We start from the raw sequence: 14433 nt of genomic DNA on the forward strand, positions 1-14433 counted from the left end.
CCCGCCTAGCAGCCTCAGGTGGCGCGGTTGTTGGTCCCGTCGAGTTGGGCCCGGATTGCCGAAATCGGCCCTCCCCAAAACAACCCCACCGTACCTAATTAAACCCTCCTTGTTGGCATCTCTTCCTCCCCCCCCCCCCCCGCTTCTGTTTCGATGTCCCGATGCCTTCCGACCTGATGCCCGGCTCGCTGCTGACCCACGAGGTGCTCATCACCTGGGGGACCGCGCTGGCGGCGTTCCTGGCGGTCGCCGTGCACCGGCTCTGGCTGGTCACCCGCAACGTCATCACCATCGCCCACGAGGGCGGCCACGCGTTGCTCGCCGTGCTGACCGGGCGGCGGCTCAAGGGGATCAAGCTGCACTCGGACACCAGCGGGCTCACCGTGTCGCGCGGCAAACCCCGCGGGCCCGGCATGGTGCTCACCGCGCTGGCCGGCTACATCGCGCCGTCGCTGCTCGGGTTCGGCGCCGCACTGCTGATCACCACCGAGCAGATCCAGCTGATGCTGTGGATCAGCATCGGGTTCCTCGCCGCCATGCTCGTCATGATCCGGAACTTCTTCGGCATCCTGTCGATCATCATCACCGGCGGGATCTTCTTCTTCGTCTCCTTCTACGCCTCCCTCGAGGTCCGCGACGCCGCCGCCTACGTGTTCGCCTGGTTCCTGTTGCTGGGCGGGGTCCGGCCGGTGTGGGAGCTGCAGGTCAAGCGGTGGCGGCGGCAGGCCCCCGGCTCCGACGCCGACCAGCTCGCCCGGCTGACCGGGGTGCCCGCGCTCGGCTGGGTGACCTTCTTCGCGGCTGTCAGTCTCGCCGCCCTCGTGGGTGGTGGCGCGTTGCTGCTGGGACGGTGGTGACGTCCCACGGCCGGGCGGTTTGGCACCGGGTGAAATACTGGGCCGAACAAGCCGCGGGTGAAAGGTGTGTTCAGTGCTGCGTGGGGATGTCGGGCTCGAACTGGGCCAGCGGGTCGCGGTCGCCTTGCGCGCCGCTCTGGACGTGGACATCACCCCGGAGGAAGCACTGATCCGACCGTCCAACCGAGACGGTGCCGACTACCAGTGCAACGTGGCCATGAGCCTCGCCAAGAAGGTCGGCCGCAACCCCCGCGAGGTCGCCGCGCTCATCGTGGAGCACCTCGACGCCGCCGACGCCCTCGAGACGCCGGAGATCGCCGGCCCCGGCTTCATCAACCTGAAGCTGAGGCGGGAGTGGCTGGAGGCCCAGGCCGCGGCGCTGCTCGGCGACGACCGGCTCGGCGTGCCCACCACCGAGGAGCCCCGCCGGATCGCCATCGACTACAGCAGCCCCAACGTGGCCAAGGAGATGCACGTCGGCCACCTGCGGTCGACGATCATCGGCGACGCGTTCTGCCGGCTGCTGACGTTCGCGGGCCACGAGGTCATCCCGCACAACCACCTCGGTGACTGGGGCACGCCGTTCGGCATGCTCATCGAGCACCTCACCGACCTCGGCCACGGCGCCGACCACGAGATCAGCGACCTCAACGCGTTCTACCAGCAGGCCAGGCAGAAGTTCGACAACGAGCCCGGCTTCGCCGACCGCGCCCGGCGCCGCGTCGTGCTGCTGCAGGGCGGCGACGAGGCCACGCTCGCGCTGTGGCACGAGCTGGTGGGGGAGTCGCAGCGGCACTTCAACCAGGTCTACGAGATGCTCGGGATCGGGCTGTCGGCCGGCGACAACTACGGCGAGAGCTTCTACAACCCCTACCTCGCGGACACGATCACCGAGCTGCAGCAGAAGGGTCTGATCGAGACCAGCGACGGCGCGCTGTGCGTGTTCCCGCCGGGGTTCACCAACCGCGAGGGCGACCGCCTGCCGCTGATCGTGCGCAAGAGCGACGGCGGCTACGGCTACGCCACCACGGACTTCGCGACCGTCCGCTACTGGGTGCGCGACCGCAAGGTCGACGACCTGATCTACGTCGTCGGCACGCCGCAGGCCCAGCACTTCCAGATGATCTTCGCGACGTCGAGGCAGGCCGGGTGGCTCGACGACGCGCACACCGCCGTCCACACGGGCTTCGGCACGATCCTCGGCTCCGACGGCAAGACCATCCGCACCAGGGCCGGCGGCACCATCAAGCTGATCGACCTGCTGACCGAGGCCGTCGAGAACTCCTACAAGGTGATGCCCGAGACGTCCGAAGTGGAGGGTGCCGAGAAGGACGCTCTCGCGAGGACGATCGGGCTCGGGGCGGTCAAGTACGCGGACCTGTCCAACGACCGGGAGAAGGACTACGTCTTCACCTGGGAGAAGATGCTCGCGACCACCGGCGACACGTCGGTGTACATCCAGTACGCCAACGCCCGCATCCTGTCGATCGGCCGCAAGGTCGGCCGCACCGCCGACGAGAGCGCCCCGCTGGTCCTGCGGGAGCAGGCGGAGCGCGACCTGGCCCTGAAGCTGCTGCAGCTCCCCACGGCCGTCCAGGCGGCCATCGACGAGCTCGCGCCGCACAAGCTCACGAACTACCTGTTCGACACGGCCACGGCGTTCTCCACCTTCTACAACCACTGCCCGGTGGCCACGGCCGAGACGCGCGAGCTCCAGGACTCCCGGCTGCACCTGCTCACGCTCACCTCACGCGTGCTCACGCTGGGACTTTCCCTGCTGGGAATCGGCGCACCCGAAAGGCTTTAGCAGGTTTACCTCCGCCCGGGCAGAGGTACGCAGTGATCGCAACTCTTTCCGCCCATCACCAGGGAGTCGCGATGACCTGCACCACCCGTCTGCCCAAGCCGGTCACCGACGTCTGGGACTGGCAGATGACCGGCCTGTGCCGCGGCCAGAACAGCGCCGTCTTCTTCCACCCGGACAACGAACGCGGCTACGCGCGGGCGGCACGGGAGGAGAAGGCCAAGGCGATCTGCGGGCACTGCCCCGTGCTCGCGCAGTGCCGCGCCCATGCGCTCGAGGCCCAGGAGCCGTACGGCGTGTGGGGCGGCATGGGAGAGGACGAACGGCGCCAGATCATCAACGCGGCCCGGCGCCGTCTTCGTGCCCACTCCGAGCGCTACTCCTCCAGCACGTCCCGCAGCTGACGCAACGTCTTCGCCAGCAGCCGGGACACGTGCATCTGCGAGATCCCGACCTTCTGCGCGATCTGCGTCTGCGTCATGTTGCCGAAGAACCTCATGATCACGATCTTGCGTTCCCGCTCCGGCAGCTTCTGCAGGAGCGGGTGCAGCGCCTCCCGCTGCTCGATCATCGCGATCTCGGGGTCCTCCTCGCCGATGGTGGAGCCCAGCGAGATCGACGAGTCCTCCGACATCAGCATGTCGTCGAGCGAGGCGCTCTGGTAGGCGTTGCCGGCCGCGAGACCCTCGTGGATCTCGTCCCGCGACATCCCCAGGTGCTCGGCCAGCTCCGACGGCGTCGGCGCCCTGCCCAGCGACTGCGACAGCCGCGACGTGCCCGCGTTGATCGCCAGGTGCAGCTCCTTGAGCCGTCTGGGCATCCGCACCGACCAGCTCGAGTCGCGGAAGTACTTCCGGACCTCGCCCATGATCGTCGGCACCGCGAACGACAGGAAGTCGCTGCCGCGGTCCGGGTCGAACCGGTCGACGGCGTTGATCAGACCGACCGTGGCCACCTGCACGAGGTCCTCGTGCGGCTCGCCGCGGTGCCCGAACCGGCGGGCGATGTGCTGGGCGACCGGCAGGTGCTCGGTGACGAGCCGGTCCCGCAACGTCTCCCGCTTCGGACCGGCGGGCGTGGCCGCCAGCTCCGCGAACAAGGGGGCCAGGTGGTCGTAGTCACCGCCCTTGCCGCTCGACTTCACCGACTCCTTGGCGGCCTCCTCCTCGGGAGCCGCCGCGTCTTCCGGCTTCGTCGTCGTGGTCGTCTCCTCCGACCCGGTCACGCATCCACCGCCCCTGCCGTGGACTTCACGAGGCCGATGTGGACCACGGACCCTTCGGTCTCCTCGACCCTGGTCTGCACCGAGTCGACGAGCGCGGTGAGGACGCGCCAGCCGAAGCTGTTCTCGTCCGGTCCCGCCGCGGCCTTCGTGGCGACCTTCGCCGACACGTGCACCGCGCCGCGGTCGTCCACCGCGAAGTGGCAGCTGAGGACCGCGTCCTGCGCCGCCAGCGTGATCAACGTCGAGCACGTCTCGTCGACGGCCAGCTTCAGGTCCTCGATCGAGTCGAGGTCGAAGTCCTGCCGCATCGCGATGTCCGCCGCGACCGCACGCACGATCGAAAGCTGCGTGGGATCCGCGGCCATCCGCAGTTCGACCCCTGACAATTGCGTCACACCCACCTCGTAGTCCGTTCTGCTGAAGGCCGGCACGTCATTGCCGTACCCGAATCGATCTCATTTCACACGTGTATTGACGCGAGCCCCAGGGAAATCACCTTCTGAAAGGCTGAAGGAGATCCACCGGGAGGAGTGCTGTGCTCGTGCACGAGGACTTCCTGGACCTCCGCTTCCCCGCCGACGCGCACGAGGTGGCGCCAGTGCGGCACCGCCTCCGCGCCTGGCTGGAGGACAGCGGGTTCGGCGAGGACGAGGCGAGCGATCTCGTTCTCGCGGTCAGCGAAGCGGTCAACAACTCGGTCGAACACGCCTATCCCGGTCCCGCGCGCGGGACCGTGGAGGTGCGGGCGCACGTCGGCCACGACGGGTGCGTCCAGGTCGACGTCACCGACCACGGCCGGTGGCGCGTACCGCCGCCCGCGCTGACCATGCGGGGACGTGGACTGCTGCTCATGCGGGAGAGCGTGGACTCCGTCGAGATAGACCGCAGCGCGAACGGCACCACGGTGCACCTGCGCCGCACCCCGACGCCGGTGGTCCCCGCGACCCGCGCTCCGTCCGAGTGCGACGTGCGCGTCCACGAGACCTCCGCCGGCGTGGTGGCGGTCGTGCGCGGGAACGTGCCCGTGGCCGCCGGACCGTCGCTGCGGAGAGTCCTGACCACGGCCGCGCGGGGCGGCACCGTGCCGCTGACCGTCGACCTCACCGGGATCGGTGGGGAGACGGGCGGGGTGGAGCGAGCCCTCCACGACGTCGCGGACGCCCTCCGTGCGGCGGGCAACCGCCTCGTGGTCCGGACCAGGTAGCCGGTCGTGTCAGCCGCCCAGGGCGGCGTCCACGGAGTTGCTCACGCTGAGCACCTCGCCGAGCCCGGTGGCCTCCAGGGGACGCGTCACGGCACGCGCCGTGGCGACCACCTTGAGCGCCGTCGAGGACTTCTGGGCCAGGCGCGCGGCCTCGACCAGCACGGCGAGGCCGGCGGATCCGAGGAACGTCACGCCGGTCATGTCGATCACGAAGGTGCCGCCGTCGCCGAGGCCGTTCACGAGAGCGTCGCGCAACGTGGGCGCGGACACCATGTCGACCTCACCGGACACGGCGAGCACCGTGACACCGGGCGCCGGCTGCCTGACCGACAGCTCGATCGTCTGCTCCGCTCGCGGGTCCTGCACAGTCACTGATGTACTCCCTCTCGCAAACAGGGAGCCGCCACAGCAGCGGCCCCGGTGCGGCTGCTGGCTCAACCGCTGCGGCCCCACCGTACGGGAGGAACCGCTCGACAGGACAGGTCGAGCCACCAGTACCCGGACAAAGGTTGGCTCAAACGTGTCGGCCCCGCGATGTTTGGGAGCGCTACCGGACCGGTGACCGGCGCGTCCTCGCGGAGCCGCCGCTCGCGGACGGGCTCGCCGACGTGCGTCGCTTAGGTCCGGCCGATCCCGCGGGGACGCCGTGCGGTCGTCGTCGTACGACGAACGGTTGCGCAGGCAATCACACCGTCTTCTCCCGCGCTTCGGGCCCGAACAGCTCGGCGCGCCGATTGATCCAGTTAACGCTAAGGACCCAAACAGGACACGTGTTCTGAACCACAGTCCGCCAAGATTCGTGTGCAGGGATAACGCCGGAGACCCGGTTCACGACATCCCTGATGTCACGGAGGGACTGAGATGAGAACCGCCATGGAAACCGCGCCGGTGCAGACCGCGGAGCTGCCCACCACGCCGTGCAGCGTCGTGTGGAGCAGGGGTCACGCCTACGTGCTCGAGGGTTTCCGCGCTCGCTGGGTGGGTCGCGACGACCGCGGCCGGCCGCACGCGATCACCGGCGCCGAGATGCAGCGCCGCGGCTGGACGCTCACCCGCACAGCCTGAGTTCCACCCGTACGACACGAACACCGCACGAACCCGCAACCAGCCGCACCGTGTGCCGTGACGCCATCCGGCAGCCAGTGCGCGGTCACTCGTTTAGAGTGCGGGTGTGCGTGATCCGGCTGATCGCCTGCTGACGATTCCGAACCTGCTCAGCGTGTTGCGGCTGGCCGGGGTTCCGCTCTTCCTGTACCTGTTGCTCGGACCCCGCGCGGACGGCTGGGCGCTGCTCGTCCTCGTCTTCGCGGGGCTGTCCGACTGGCTGGACGGCAAGCTCGCCCGGTGGCTCGACCAGATGAGCAACCTCGGCGCGCTGCTCGACCCCGCCGCGGACCGCCTCTACGTGTTCTGCACGCTGCTGGCGTTCGTCATCAGGGACATCGTGCCGCTCTGGATCGCCCTCGTGCTGGTCGGGCGGGAGGTCGTCGTCGGCATCTGCCTGCTGGTGCTGCGCCGGCGCGGGTGGGGGACGTTCGAGGTCACCTACCTGGGCAAGGCCGCGACCTTCAACCTCCTCTACGCGTTCCCCCTGCTGCTGCTCGCGCAGGGCGACTCGGGCTGGGCCCAGGTCGCCCTGCCGTTCGCCTACGCGTTCACGGCCTGGGGCGGAGCGCTCTACCTGTGGTCGGCGCTGCTGTACGTCTACCAGTTCTTCCTGGCCCTGCGGGTCACGCCCCGCGCGGTCGCGTGAAAAGATCACCCCATACAGGTTGAGCACGAGGAGCGCAGTCAGTTGATTCCCGAGGAGCTTCGTTACACCGAGGAGCACGAGTGGGTCGCCGGCACAGGCGAGAACACCGTGCGCGTCGGCATCACCGACTACGCCCAGGAACAGCTCGGTGACGTCGTCTTCGTCCAGCTGCCCGAGGTCGGCCACACCGTCTCCGCGGGCGACACGTTCGGGGAGGTCGAGTCCACCAAGAGCGTGTCCGACCTCTACTCCCCGCTCGACGGCGAGGTCGTCGCCATCAACGACGCGTTGGTGCAGGCACCGGACTCGGTGAACACCGACCCGTACGGCGAGGGCTGGATGGTCGAGCTCCGCGTGAGCGACCCGGACGCGCTGGAGGGCCTGCTCGACGCCGACGGGTACAAGGCGTTGGTGGAGAAGGAGTGACGTCGATCTTTCGCCGGATCTTCGGCCGGAAGGGGAGCCGCGGGCAGGGTGGCGACCCGGACGCGATAAGTTTTACCGGAAGTGACGGATCCAGCAGCAGGAGGAGAGCTCAGGTGAGCACGAACGACGGCCCAGGCGTTCCGCCGGAGCAGTCCCCGGAGCGGACCTCCGTCTTCCGGGCGGACTTCCTCCAGGAGATGGAGGGCGGCGCCGAGGCGCCCGCCCAGGAGCCGGCCGTTGCCGGCGTAGACGCCCTTCCCGCCGGTTCCGCGCTGCTCGTGGTGAAGCGCGGCCCGAACGCCGGTTCCCGGTTCCTGCTGGACCGCGACACGACGAGCGCCGGGCGCCACCCCGACAGCGACATCTTCCTGGACGACGTGACGGTCTCGCGCCGCCACGCCGAGTTCCGCCGGGAGAGCGGCGAGTTCGTCGTCATCGACGTCGGCAGCCTCAACGGCACCTACGTCAACCGCGAGCCGGTCGACCAGGCCGTGCTCGCCAACGGTGACGAGGTCCAGATCGGCAAGTTCCGCCTCGTCTTCCTGACGGGTCCTGGCTCCGCGGGAGCCTGACGCGTGACGGCCGGGCGGCCACAGCGCGGGGTGCTCAGCATCGGGGCGGTGCTCGCACAGCTTCGCCCCGAGTTCCCCGACGTGACCATCTCCAAGATCCGCTTCCTGGAAGCGGAGGGGCTGGTCCGCCCGGCACGCACCGCCTCCGGCTACCGCCAGTTCAGCCGGGCGGACGTCGAGAGGCTGCGGTTCGTGCTGTCCGCCCAGCGGGACAGGTACCTGCCGCTCAAGGTGATCCGCGACCAGCTCGACGCCACCCCGGCCGACGCGGGCTCGGTCTCGCGGGCCGATCTGCTGGCGAGCACCGGCCTCGGCGCCGACCAGCTGTCCCAGCTGGAGCGCGACGGTCTGCTGCGCCCCGGCCCCGCCGGCCGGTTCACCACCGACGACATCACCGCGCTCCGCACGATCCGGACGATGACCGGGCTCGGCGTCGAGCGCGAGCACCTGCGCGCGGTCCGCGCGGCAGCCGATCACGAGGTGGTCGTGCTGAAGTCGTTCTCAGATCCCGAGACGGTTCGGGAATTGGCTGACCTGTTCACCTCGTTGCACACGTTGTTGGTGAGAGCGGGACTGCGTCAATCGTCTTGATCACGTTCTGCCCGCAACGATTGAGCACACGGCCCGCTTGGCGGGTAGCGTCGAACGCATACGCCGGGGGATGCTCGGAGTGAGCCGGGTACTCCCCAACGAGTCAGAGGGAGGCGAGACCCGATGAGTGAGATGCGCGTCGTGGGCGTCCGGGTGGAGCTGCCCCAGAACCAGCCGATCCTCCTGCTCCGCGAAACCGAGGGTGAGCGGTACCTGCCGATCTGGATCGGCTCCGTGGAGGCCACGGCCATCGCACTCGAGCAACAGGGCGTCCGGCCGGCCAGGCCGCTGACGCACGACCTCCTCAAGGACGTCATCGGGGCGCTGGGCCGCAACCTCGAACAGGTGCGGATCACCGACCTGCAGGAGGGCACGTTCTTCGCCGAGCTCGTGTTCGACGGCGACGTGCGGGTGTCCGCGCGCCCCTCGGACTCGGTGGCGCTGGCGCTGCGCGTGGGGGTGCCGATCCACGCGGAGGAGTCCGTGCTGGCGGAGGCGGGCCTCATCATCCCGGACGAGCAGGAGGACGAGGTGGAGAAGTTCCGCGAGTTCCTCGACTCCGTGTCCCCGGAGGACTTCAGGGGCGCGGATACATAGGCCGCGGAGACGGCACCGTAGGAGCGCAGACATCCGGGTTGTGGTGTCTGTCGCTCTTCGTCTCGCTCACGCCCCCCGTGCTCCGTCCGCGTGTCGCCCCATCGGGCTACTCAGTGCCCGATCGGCCCGCTAAACGATCACTAAACGTCACCTGAACGTCCTACTTCGGGTGACGGTGTGACCCTCTACTTCAGGTTGAGGGTCGACACTCCCCGCGCGTCGCGTTGACCTGCCCTCGGAGCGGTCCTACCGTCGAACTCGAGTGGACGTCGCTGGTTCGCGCGAGCTGACGTGGCGGCTTGACGGCCATCGAGTTTCGTGGCCGTTCGCGAGGGGAGGCAGGCGTGGTCGAGGAAGCGCCCTTGAGGGCCGGATCCGGGCAGCAGGGCGAGCTGTTCCCGGACTCCTCGCTGCCGGACGAGCTCGTCGGTTACCGGGGTCCCGCGGCGTGTCAGATCGCGGGCATCACGTACCGGCAGCTCGACTACTGGGCCCGGACGGGGCTCGTCGCCCCGACGGTGCGGATGGCGCACGGCTCCGGCAGCCAGAGGCTGTACTCGTTCAAGGACATCCTGGTCCTGAAGGTCGTGAAGCGACTGCTGGACACCGGCGTCTCGCTGCAGAACATCAGGGTCGCGGTCGACCACCTGCGCCGCCGCGGCGTCCAGGACCTCGCGAAGATCACCCTCTTCTCCGACGGCACGACCGTCTACGAGTGCACGTCACCGGAGGAGGTCGTCGACCTGCTGCAGGGCGGCCAGGGCGTGTTCGGCATCGCGGTGAGCGGTGCGATGCGCGAGATCAGCGGGACCATCCACGAGTTCCCGGCCGAACGCGCGGACGGCGTCGAGATCGCCCCGATGACCGAGGACGAGCTGACCCGCCGCCGCCGCGAGCGCGCGACCGGCTGACCGGTCGCTCCTCCTGGCCGGCTACCCCTTCCTGGCCGACTGGCCGTCCTCTGTGGCCGGTCGGCAGAGGCGCCGCGGCACCCCGGCTCCCTAGCGTTGCCGGCATGACCCCCACTCCTTCCTCGCAGGTCGTGAAAGCGCTGGCCGCGGCCGTGCAACGGGCGTTCCGGCTGGAGTTCGGCTTCGTCGGCACCGAGAACCTGCTCATCGCGCTCGCCGACACCACCGGTCCCGGGCGCAAGCTCGGCGTGAGGTCGCTGCGGGCGCAGGCGATGGCGCGGGGGACCGAGCACTGGGCGAGCGGCGACGGCGGCGCCACCGAGGCCGGTCCGGACGTCACGACGCTGCTGCGCGCCGCCCACCACCAGGCACGTGTCGACACCCCGGTGCCCGCCAGCGTCGCGCTGGACGCCTGCCTGCGCGCGGCGATCGGCCAGGCCGGCGACGGCGTGCTGACCACGACCCACCTGTCGCTCGCGTTGCTGTCGCTGGAGTTCGGCCGGGTCGCGGACCTGATGGCCGTGCGACGCGTGGACGTCGAGGCCACCGCGGCGGCCGTGCGCGCGGCGTCGGAACCCGAGGAGGCTCCGGCGGTGTGGCTGCTGCGCAAGGCCGGTGCGCTGGAAGGGGAGTCCGGCGGCGGGTACGTGCGCTGGCTGACCAAGCTCGTCGTGCGCGGACAGGGGCTGGGCGGGCCCGAGCTCACCGCGGTGCGCGCCGAGGCCGAACGGCTCGCCGTCGCCGGCGACCGCACCGTCACCTCCCGCGACCTCGTGGCCGCGGTGCTGACGCTCGACCAGCAGCTGTCGGCGGCGGGCAGGAAGCTGCGGCCCGAGCTCGAGTCCGGTGCGGCGGCGGCGTTGCGCGCGGCGGGCGTGGACCGCGCGACCCTGCCCGCGGGCGGCCCGGTGGAGCGGGCGATCGAGGGCGCGAAGCTCGTCGCGGCCCGGCGCGGGGACGACGTCGTGGGCGCCCGGCACCTGCTCGTGGCCCTGCGCGACGACCAGGAGGACCCCGTCTCCGCGGCCTTGTCCGGTCTCGGTGCTGAGATGTAGGTCGCGTCCGGGGGGACTGGGTGGGCTGCCTGCGGGTATTCTTCTCGGGTAGTCGCTGAACTCAGGCGGGAGAGACCGGGTCGCAGAGCCCGGCGCCGAAGGAGCAAGTCCCTCCCCGGGAACCTCTCAGGCATCCAGGACCGCCCGAGCGAGACGCCTCTGGAAAGTGGAGCCCCGCGAGGGGGTCCCGCCGACGGTGAAAGCCCGCTCCCGCAGCGGGTGAACCTCTCAGGCGCCCTTCGGGGTACGGACAGAGCGGGGAGGGCACCAGGACACGTGTGCCCTCAGGCCCCCGGAGGCGTTAGATGACGCAGGACCGCATTCCGCTCGCCGCTCTCGAGCACGGCACCCCGTTCGCCGACCGCCACGTCGGCCCGCGCCCCGCCGAGCTCGCCCGGATCCTCGACGTCATCGGCGTCGGGTCGCTGGAGGAGCTGGCGCAGCACGCGGTTCCCCCGTCCATCCACGAGCGCGACCTCGTGCTGGACCTGCCCGCCCCGGCCACCGAGACCGAGGCGCTCGCCGAGCTGCGCGCGCTGGCGGCGCAGAACCGGCCGATGACCCAGATGATCGGCCTGGGCTACTACGACACCGTGACGCCGGGCGTGATCCTGCGCAACGTCCTCGAGTCGCCCGCCTGGTACACCGCCTACACGCCGTACCAGCCGGAGATCTCGCAGGGCCGCCTCGAGGCGCTGCTGAACTTCCAGACGATGGTCGGCGACCTCACCGCGCTGCCCGTCGCCAACGCGTCCATGCTGGACGAGTCGACCGCCGCCGCCGAGGCCATGACCCTGGTGCGCCGCGCGGGCAAGTCCAAGTCGGACAAGTTCGTCATCGACGCCGACACGCTGCCGCAGACGCTCGCCGTCATCGAGACGCGCGCCGAGCCGCTGGGCATCGAGATCGTCGTCGCCGACCTGTCGCAGGGCATCGAGGGCCTGGGCCTGGGCGGCGACTTCTTCGGCGTGCTGCTGTCCTACCCCGGCGCGTCCGGTGTGGTGCGCGACCAGAAGGCGTTGATCGAGGAGATCCACGCCGCCGGCGCGCAGGCCGTGGTCGTCGCCGACCTGCTGGCACTGACGCTGCTGCGCGCGCCGGGCGAGATCGGCGCCGACGTCGTCGTCGGCACCACCCAGCGCTTCGGCGTGCCGATCGGCTTCGGCGGCCCGCACGCCGGCTACATGGCCGTCCGCTCCGGCCTGGAGCGCCAGCTGCCCGGCCGCCTCGTGGGCGTCTCGGTCGACGCCGACGGCTCCCTGGCCTACCGCCTGGCCCTGCAGACGCGCGAGCAGCACATCCGCCGCGAGAAGGCCACGTCCAACATCTGCACCGCGCAGGTGCTGCTCGCCGTGATCGCCTCGATGTACGCGGTCTACCACGGTCCCGAGGGCCTGCGTGGCATCGCGACCCGCGTGCACCGCCTGGCCACCGTGCTCGCCACGGGCCTGTGCGAGGCCGGTCTGGACGTCGTGCACGGCGAGTTCTTCGACACCGTCGAGGTCCGCGTGCCCGGCGAGGCCGCCGCGGTCGTCGAGAAGGCCCGCGAGGCCGGCATCAACCTGCGCAAGGTCGACGACGACGTCGTCGCCATCGCGTGCGACGAGAAGACGACGCGCGCCCACGTCGTCGCCGTGTGGGAGGCCTTCGGCGTCACCGGGTCCGATGTGGACGCCATCGACGCCGACACCGCGGACGGCATCCCGGCCGACCTGCGCCGCACGTCCGACTACCTGACCCACCCGGTCTTCCACGCGCACCGCTCCGAGACGGCGCTGCTGCGCTACCTGCGCGCGCTGTCCGACAAGGACGTCGCCCTGGACCGCAGCATGATCCCGCTCGGCTCCTGCACGATGAAGCTGAACGCCACCGCGGAGATGGAGTCCATCACCTGGCCGGAGTTCTCGACGCTGCACCCGTTCGCGCCCGTCGAGGACGCGGCCGGTCTGCTGAGGATCGTGTCGGACCTGGAGGCCTGGCTCGCCGAGGTCACCGGCTACGACGCCGTGTCGCTGCAGCCCAACGCCGGCTCGCAGGGTGAGTTCGCCGGCCTGCTGGCGATCCGCGCCTACCACCGCGCCAACGGCGACGCCGACCGCGACGTCTGCCTGATCCCGTCGTCCGCCCACGGCACCAACGCCGCGTCCGCCGTCATGGCCGGCATGCGCGTCGTCGTCGTGAAGTGCGACGACAAGGGCAACATCGACATGGGCCACCTGCGCACCACGGTCGCCGAGCACGCCGACGACCTGGCCGCGATCATGATCACCTACCCGTCGACCCACGGCGTGTACGAGGACACCGTCCGCGAGGTCTGCGGCCTGGTCCACGACGCGGGCGGCCAGGTGTACGTCGACGGCGCGAACCTCAACGCGTTGATCGGTCTCGCCCGCTACGGCAAGTTCGGCTCGGACGTCTCGCACCTGAACCTGCACAAGACGTTCTGCATCCCGCACGGCGGCGGTGGCCCCGGCGTCGGCCCGATCGGCGTGAAGTCCCACCTCGCGCCGTTCCTGCCGAACCACCCGCTGCAGCCGACCGCGGGACCGGCCACCGGTGTCGGCCCGATCTCGGGCGCCCCGTGGGGTTCCGCGTCGATCCTGCCGATCTCGTGGGCCTACGTGCGGATGATGGGCGGCGACGGCCTGCGCCGCGCGACCCTGACCGCCGTGGCCGCCGCGAACTACGTGGCCCGCCGCCTCGACGAGCACTACCCGGTCCTCTACACCGGCGAGGGCGGCTTCGTCGCCCACGAGTGCATCCTCGACCTGCGCCCGCTCACCAAGGCCACTGGCGTGACGGTGGACGACGTGGCGAAGCGTCTGGCGGACTACGGCCTGCACGCGCCGACGATGTCGTTCCCGGTCGCCGGCACGCTGATGGTCGAGCCGACCGAGTCCGAGGACCTCGCCGAGATCGACCGCTTCATCGACGCCATGATCGCCATCAAGCGGGAGATCGACCGCGTCGGCGCCGGCGAGTGGCCGGTGGAGGACAACCCGCTGCGCAACGCCCCGCACACCGCGGCCAGCGTGACCGTGGGCGAGTGGAACCACCCGTACACCCGCGAGGAGGCCGTGTACCCGGCCGGTACCGGTGCTCCGAAGATCTGGCCGCCCGTCCGCCGCATCGACGGCGCGAAGGGCGACCGCAACCTGGTCTGCTCCTGCCCGCCGCTCGAGGCGTACAGCAGCTGATCACGTTCGACCGGGGAATGGGCGCACTCGGGGGTGCGCCCATTTCTCACGCTCCGACGGGGCAGGCCTCGTCGCCGCAGTTCTCGTCGACGCTCAGACCCGGCTTGGCCAGGTCGTGCTCGAAGGCGAAGTGGAAGCAGTCCGGGTGCATCCGCTCGAACAACGCGAAGTCCTCGGCTGCCAGCTCGACCGCTTCGCCGCACCGCTGACAAGTCTGTTCTTCTGACACGATCAGATCGTC

General features: G+C 70.3%; 17 protein-coding genes and 1 riboswitch. Of the genes, 13 read left to right on the forward strand and 4 right to left on the reverse strand.

Annotation, left to right across the window (positions count from 1 at the left end):
• Positions 1-161 precede the first annotated feature (161 nt).
• The 3 genes from ACFWV3_RS22815 (at position 162) to ACFWV3_RS22825 (ending at position 3065) form a co-directional block, all read left to right on the forward strand.
• Complete coding sequence (locus tag ACFWV3_RS22815; RefSeq protein ID WP_382413463.1) at positions 162-857, forward strand: M50 family metallopeptidase; 696 nt, start codon at positions 162-164, stop codon at positions 855-857.
• Between the two features lie 73 nt (positions 858-930).
• Positions 931-2664 (forward strand): arginine--tRNA ligase, encoded by a 1734-nt coding sequence (gene argS, locus ACFWV3_RS22820; RefSeq protein WP_382413465.1) that lies wholly within the window; start codon positions 931-933, stop codon positions 2662-2664.
• A gap of 71 nt (positions 2665-2735) precedes the next feature.
• Positions 2736-3065 carry a WhiB family transcriptional regulator gene (locus tag ACFWV3_RS22825; RefSeq protein WP_382413467.1) on the forward strand — a complete coding sequence of 110 codons (330 nt, stop codon included), beginning with the start codon at positions 2736-2738 and terminating at the stop codon, positions 3063-3065.
• On the opposite strand, the gene ACFWV3_RS22830 is transcribed toward ACFWV3_RS22825, so the two are convergent.
• On the reverse strand, positions 3038-3805 hold the full coding sequence (locus ACFWV3_RS22830) for a SigB/SigF/SigG family RNA polymerase sigma factor (protein WP_382413784.1): 768 nt from the start codon (positions 3803-3805) through the stop codon (positions 3038-3040). The genes ACFWV3_RS22825 and ACFWV3_RS22830 overlap by 28 nt on opposite strands.
• A gap of 77 nt (positions 3806-3882) precedes the next feature.
• Positions 3883-4251 carry an ATP-binding protein gene (locus tag ACFWV3_RS22835; protein ID WP_382413785.1) on the reverse strand — a complete coding sequence of 123 codons (369 nt, stop codon included), beginning with the start codon at positions 4249-4251 and terminating at the stop codon, positions 3883-3885.
• Between the two features lie 170 nt (positions 4252-4421).
• On the opposite strand from ACFWV3_RS22835, the gene ACFWV3_RS22840 reads away from it, so the two are divergent.
• Entirely contained in the window at positions 4422-5090 is a 669-nt protein-coding gene (locus tag ACFWV3_RS22840; RefSeq protein ID WP_382413469.1) for an ATP-binding protein, read from the forward strand.
• 9 nt (positions 5091-5099) lie between these two features.
• Here the strand turns inward: ACFWV3_RS22840 and ACFWV3_RS22845 are convergent, their stop codons facing one another.
• A complete protein-coding gene (locus ACFWV3_RS22845) occupies positions 5100-5462 on the reverse strand; it encodes an STAS domain-containing protein (protein ID WP_382413470.1) in 363 nt (120 codons plus the stop codon).
• 489 nt (positions 5463-5951) lie between these two features.
• On the opposite strand from ACFWV3_RS22845, the gene ACFWV3_RS22850 reads away from it, so the two are divergent.
• The 9 genes from ACFWV3_RS22850 to gcvP all read left to right on the forward strand — a co-directional run bounded on the left by ACFWV3_RS22850 (position 5952) and on the right by gcvP (position 14192).
• On the forward strand, positions 5952-6155 hold the full coding sequence (locus ACFWV3_RS22850; RefSeq protein ID WP_382413472.1) for a hypothetical protein: 204 nt from the start codon (positions 5952-5954) through the stop codon (positions 6153-6155).
• A gap of 106 nt (positions 6156-6261) precedes the next feature.
• Positions 6262-6843, forward strand: coding sequence for a CDP-alcohol phosphatidyltransferase family protein (locus tag ACFWV3_RS22855; protein ID WP_382413474.1), 582 nt, complete (start codon positions 6262-6264; stop codon positions 6841-6843).
• Positions 6844-6885: 42 nt separating this feature from the next.
• Positions 6886-7269 carry a glycine cleavage system protein GcvH gene (gcvH, locus tag ACFWV3_RS22860; protein ID WP_382413476.1) on the forward strand — a complete coding sequence of 128 codons (384 nt, stop codon included), beginning with the start codon at positions 6886-6888 and terminating at the stop codon, positions 7267-7269.
• A 113-nt stretch (positions 7270-7382) separates the two neighbouring features.
• Complete coding sequence (garA, locus tag ACFWV3_RS22865) at positions 7383-7841, forward strand: glycogen accumulation regulator GarA (protein WP_030476302.1); 459 nt, start codon at positions 7383-7385, stop codon at positions 7839-7841.
• A gap of 48 nt (positions 7842-7889) precedes the next feature.
• Complete coding sequence (locus ACFWV3_RS22870) at positions 7890-8432, forward strand: MerR family transcriptional regulator (RefSeq protein WP_382413478.1); 543 nt, start codon at positions 7890-7892, stop codon at positions 8430-8432.
• A 123-nt stretch (positions 8433-8555) separates the two neighbouring features.
• Positions 8556-9029, forward strand: coding sequence for a bifunctional nuclease family protein (locus ACFWV3_RS22875; protein ID WP_030468959.1), 474 nt, complete (start codon positions 8556-8558; stop codon positions 9027-9029).
• A 344-nt stretch (positions 9030-9373) separates the two neighbouring features.
• A complete protein-coding gene (locus ACFWV3_RS22880; protein ID WP_382413480.1) occupies positions 9374-9940 on the forward strand; it encodes a MerR family transcriptional regulator in 567 nt (188 codons plus the stop codon).
• A gap of 104 nt (positions 9941-10044) precedes the next feature.
• Entirely contained in the window at positions 10045-10995 is a 951-nt protein-coding gene (locus ACFWV3_RS22885) for a Clp protease N-terminal domain-containing protein (protein WP_382413481.1), read from the forward strand.
• A gap of 56 nt (positions 10996-11051) precedes the next feature.
• Positions 11052-11148, forward strand: a riboswitch (glycine riboswitch).
• Between the two features lie 152 nt (positions 11149-11300).
• Positions 11301-14192 (forward strand): aminomethyl-transferring glycine dehydrogenase, encoded by a 2892-nt coding sequence (gene gcvP / locus ACFWV3_RS22890; RefSeq protein ID WP_382413483.1) that lies wholly within the window; start codon positions 11301-11303, stop codon positions 14190-14192.
• Between the two features lie 46 nt (positions 14193-14238).
• On the opposite strand, the gene ACFWV3_RS22895 is transcribed toward gcvP, so the two are convergent.
• On the reverse strand, positions 14239-14421 hold the full coding sequence (locus ACFWV3_RS22895; RefSeq protein WP_382413485.1) for a hypothetical protein: 183 nt from the start codon (positions 14419-14421) through the stop codon (positions 14239-14241).
• Positions 14422-14433: the final 12 nt, after the last annotated feature.

It is taken from the genome of Lentzea sp. NPDC059081 (assembly GCF_042738015.1).
GTDB lineage: Bacteria > Actinomycetota > Actinomycetes > Mycobacteriales > Pseudonocardiaceae > Lentzea.

Bases quoted from the DNA above. Each gene is read 5' to 3' on its own strand.
- ACFWV3_RS22815 (WP_382413463.1), top strand. From the start codon at position 162: ATGCCTTCCGACCTGATGCCCGGCTCGCTGCTGACCCACGAGGTGCTC.
- ACFWV3_RS22825 (WP_382413467.1), top strand. From the start codon at position 2,736: ATGACCTGCACCACCCGTCTGCCCAAGCCGGTCACCGACGTCTGGGAC.
- ACFWV3_RS22835 (WP_382413785.1), bottom strand. From the start codon at position 4,251: ATGGCCGCGGATCCCACGCAGCTTTCGATCGTGCGTGCGGTCGCGGCG.
- ACFWV3_RS22850 (WP_382413472.1), top strand. From the start codon at position 5,952: ATGAGAACCGCCATGGAAACCGCGCCGGTGCAGACCGCGGAGCTGCCC.
- ACFWV3_RS22875 (WP_030468959.1), top strand. From the start codon at position 8,556: ATGAGTGAGATGCGCGTCGTGGGCGTCCGGGTGGAGCTGCCCCAGAAC.
- ACFWV3_RS22885 (WP_382413481.1), top strand. From the start codon at position 10,045: ATGACCCCCACTCCTTCCTCGCAGGTCGTGAAAGCGCTGGCCGCGGCC.
- gcvP (WP_382413483.1), top strand. From the start codon at position 11,301: ATGACGCAGGACCGCATTCCGCTCGCCGCTCTCGAGCACGGCACCCCG.